The organism is uncultured Campylobacter sp. (genome assembly GCF_937890585.1).
In the GTDB taxonomy this organism is placed as follows: Bacteria; Campylobacterota; Campylobacteria; order Campylobacterales; family Campylobacteraceae; genus Campylobacter_A.
This window is the reverse complement of sequence record NZ_CALACG010000148.1, coordinates 1-3,302: the sequence shown is the minus strand read 5'-3', so window position 1 is coordinate 3,302 and position 3,302 is coordinate 1. Positions and strand designations below refer to the sequence as shown.

General features: G+C 41.2%; 6 protein-coding genes. All 6 read right to left on the bottom strand.

The annotated features are described in order from the left end of the window. On the bottom strand, nucleotides 1–296 hold a 296-nt coding region (locus Q0296_RS04300; protein WP_298036948.1), incomplete at its 3' end, for a cation diffusion facilitator family transporter. A 9-nt stretch (nucleotides 297–305) separates the two neighbouring features. Further along, nucleotides 306–629 (bottom strand): multidrug efflux SMR transporter, encoded by a 324-nt coding sequence (locus Q0296_RS04295; protein ID WP_298036946.1) that lies wholly within the window; start codon nucleotides 627–629, stop codon nucleotides 306–308. After that, nucleotides 626–955, bottom strand: a complete 330-nt coding sequence (locus tag Q0296_RS04290; RefSeq protein ID WP_298036943.1) for an SMR family transporter — start codon at nucleotides 953–955, stop codon at nucleotides 626–628. Before Q0296_RS04290 ends, Q0296_RS04295 begins: the two co-directional genes overlap by 4 nt. Nucleotides 956–960: 5 nt before the next feature. Continuing rightward, complete coding sequence (locus tag Q0296_RS04285) at nucleotides 961–1,476, bottom strand: hypothetical protein (RefSeq protein WP_298036941.1); 516 nt, start codon at nucleotides 1,474–1,476, stop codon at nucleotides 961–963. A 15-nt stretch (nucleotides 1,477–1,491) separates the two neighbouring features. Then, the gene (kdsA, locus tag Q0296_RS04280; protein ID WP_298036939.1) at nucleotides 1,492–2,292 is read right to left on the bottom strand and encodes a 3-deoxy-8-phosphooctulonate synthase; all 801 of its coding nucleotides are present in this window, start codon (nucleotides 2,290–2,292) and stop codon (nucleotides 1,492–1,494) included. A gap of 10 nt (nucleotides 2,293–2,302) precedes the next feature. Continuing rightward, complete coding sequence (locus Q0296_RS04275; protein ID WP_004317649.1) at nucleotides 2,303–3,193, bottom strand: DMT family transporter; 891 nt, start codon at nucleotides 3,191–3,193, stop codon at nucleotides 2,303–2,305. Nucleotides 3,194–3,302 lie beyond the last annotated feature (109 nt).

The following is a 3,302-nucleotide window of genomic DNA, read 5'->3' as shown; positions in this document are numbered from 1 at the left end:
CCTGTGTAAAGTATGATCACGCCTATAACTATGGCTGTTAGATACTCCACCCTACCGTAGCCAAATGGGTGCTCTTTATCTGGGCTTTTCCCAGCTATTTTTATGCCGACAATGGTAATGACCGATGAGAGCGCGTCGCTTAGGTTATTTACCGCGTCTAAGATGATAGCGATCGAGCCACTTGCAAAGCCCACAACTGCTTTGATCGCCGCTAAAATGGCATTTGCCACTATGCCTATGATACCTGTTTTTACAATACTCTTATCTCGCGACGTGACCTGCTCTACTACTTCCAAATTTGCTCCTTAAACGATCTTTAACATCACCACGCTAAAGATGATGAGTGATAAAAAGAGAGCCTTTTCTAAATTTACTTTTTCATTGTTAAATACCACCCCAACTAGCATCGCTCCAATAGCGCCTATGCCCGTCCAGATCGCATACGCCACCGACATAGCGATAGTCTGCATGGCATAACTAAGTAGCGTTAGCGACAGCGAGAAATTTCCAACTAAAAGGATAAAATTTGCCCATTTTGTAACTCCGCTACTCTTTTCAAATTTATTGATAAAAAATACGCCACTTACCTCGCAGCAGCCAGCTAGTAAAAGTGCCAAAAAATGTATCATTGCTTCGCTCTTTTTAGCCCGAGCACGCCTAAAATTAGCGTCGCTATGAAAAATAGCCTAATGAAATTTGGCAAAGCCCCATTTGCTGCGTAGTCGCTGATGATCTCGGCTATAACTATAAATATCGTGCCAAAGCCCACAAATACAGCGTATGAGATGCTTACAGGCAGATACTTTAAAGCCTTCATAAACGAGACAAAACTTATGCTTACTAGCAATGTCGTAAGCAAAAATTCACTTAAATTTGACGCGTGCTTTAGCCCATACGCCCAGCCACACTCGGCCACCGCGCCAAGCAATATCCACACAAAACCTCTGTTTGACAAACTACCTAAAATCCTTTTACTATCTCTAAAATTTTTTTCACCATGGCTTTTATCGCATCATTTTCTAAACTATCATCTGTATTTTGCCCAGCTATCGTCTTTAAATTTCCAAAAAATCCAGGGTCAAACCTTAGCTCGCTAGAACCATAATGCCTCAAAACTTCGCCATTTCTAATGACTTCTACCTCGTAAGTAAGGTAGATATTGCCCATTCTGTCGCTCTTGGCAAAGGTTGCTTCGCCTATAAATTCCCTGCGGTGAGTTATCTTTATCTTTAGCTCATCACTTGAGCTAGGATCAAGCAAATTTTCTTTTGTAAGCGCCTCTGTGATTTGCTTATTGTACTTTTTCTCGACCATTTTTGGGCTTTGATAGAGAAATTTTGTCGGCTCGTGGTGTTGCACATGAGTGTAGCTAATGCCCTCAAATTTATACTTGCCAGCAAGTGGCACCTTTGGCTGAGACGAGCTACAACCTACTAAAAATAACACTCCTAAAAGTAGTGCAAAAATCCTTTTCATCTTTTTATCCTTAGTTTAAAAATTTAAAATTTCCTCTATTTTTAGCGTGTCATTTACGACTTTTTCAAGCTCGTCTAAATTTAGCATATTTGGTCCGTCACAAAGCGCCTCGCAAGGATTTATGTGCGTTTCATAGAAAAATCCATCCACTCCAACGCTAGCTGCCGCTCTTGCAAGATACGGCACAAACCTAGCGTCGCCGCCGCTCTTTTCACCAAGCGCACTAGGCATTTGCACGCTGTGAGTCGCATCAAAGATGACTGGCGCAAATTCTCTCATCATCACCAAATTTCTCATATCAACGACTAAATTTCCATATCCAAATGTGCTTCCACGCTCGGTTAGCCAGACGCCATTTGCCTTTGCGACCTCGTATCCATCGCCGCTCACACCTCTTGTCTCAAGCACCTTTTTAACAGAGTGCTTCATAGCAGACGCTGCCAAAAACTGCCCTTTTTTGATATTTACGACCGCTTTTGTCTTTGCAGCCGCCACGAGCAGATCAGTCTGACGGCACAAAAACGCAGGTATCTGCAGCACATCAGCCACTTCGCCAACTGGCTGAGCTTGATAGCTCTCATGGATATCGGTTAAAATTTTAAAGCCAAATTCCTTTTTTACTTCAGCTAAAATTTCACAACCCTTCTCTAGCCCAGGGCCACGAAATGAGCTAATGCTCGTGCGATTTGCCTTGTCAAAGCTCGACTTAAAGTAAAAATCAATTTTTGGATTTTCACTAAATTTAACTAGCCTTTTTGCCACTTCAAAAACAAGCTCCCTGCTCTCTATCACGCAAGGTCCAGCGATTAATATCATATTTTCTCCTTTATTTTTCTTTAACAACTAAAATTCCACTCACCACGACAAGTACAATACCTGCGAGTGCCAGGTGATTTGGCAACGCATCGCCCATAAAATAGCCAATGATAAGCGTAAAAATGACGTCTGCATAGCTAACAGCAGCGATGACGCCAGCCTTTTTACCGACTGCAAATGCCTTTGTCATAAACGCCTGAAAATAGTATCCGCTAAGCCCCATTAGCAAGATAAAAACGACATTGTGCCAGCTTGGCATAGCAAATTTAGAAAATAAAAAATCCAGAGGCTCATATGTAAAAAACTCAGCCATCCCCATGCAAATAAGCGGCAAAAACGAGCCCCAAAGCATGAAGCTTAGCACGATGATATTTGTGCCGTAGCTCTTGTTTAGTTCTTTTACGCTCGTGTAAGCAATAGCCGCTCCAAGACCGCTCCAAATGCCGATGATATCGGTCTTATTGATACCTAAATTTGGCTGGATAACAAGCAAAATTCCACCAAATCCTAAAAAGACAGCAAACCAGCCAAGCGAGCTTAGCCGCTCCTTAAACACGATAGCTGCGAGAATGGCTGTGAAGATTGGATTTGTCTTTTGAAATGTAAAGGCTGTGGCTAAATTTACGTGTGCGACGTTATAAAAAAATGCAAAAAGCGCCACCGTGCCCACAAAACCGCGAAACATCAGTAAGAAAAAGTGTCCGCCAGTTTGTTTAAATGGAAATTTATAGATGGCATAGATGACGATGAAAAGTCCGATCAAATTTCTAAAAAAAACAACTTCGATAGAAGGCATATCTTTGCTCAGATACTTTGCAAATGCGCCAGTCACGGCAAACATAAAGCAAGCAAAGAGCATATAAAAAATGCCAAGATGTGAAATATAAAACCTTTTTAACATCGCAAAACCTCTAAATTTAAAGTAGGCATTTTAATAAAAAATGGCTTAAAATTTCTCTATTTAAGCGACATTTTATAGACTTAGTTATATAAATTGGTCTAGTAAACAA

Bases quoted from the DNA above. Each gene is read 5' to 3' on its own strand.
- kdsA (WP_298036939.1), bottom strand. From the start codon at position 2,292: ATGATATTAATCGCTGGACCTTGCGTGATAGAGAGCAGGGAGCTTGTT.
- Q0296_RS04285 (WP_298036941.1), bottom strand. From the start codon at position 1,476: ATGAAAAGGATTTTTGCACTACTTTTAGGAGTGTTATTTTTAGTAGGT.
- Q0296_RS04295 (WP_298036946.1), bottom strand. From the start codon at position 629: ATGATACATTTTTTGGCACTTTTACTAGCTGGCTGCTGCGAGGTAAGT.
- Q0296_RS04275 (WP_004317649.1), bottom strand. From the start codon at position 3,193: ATGTTAAAAAGGTTTTATATTTCACATCTTGGCATTTTTTATATGCTC.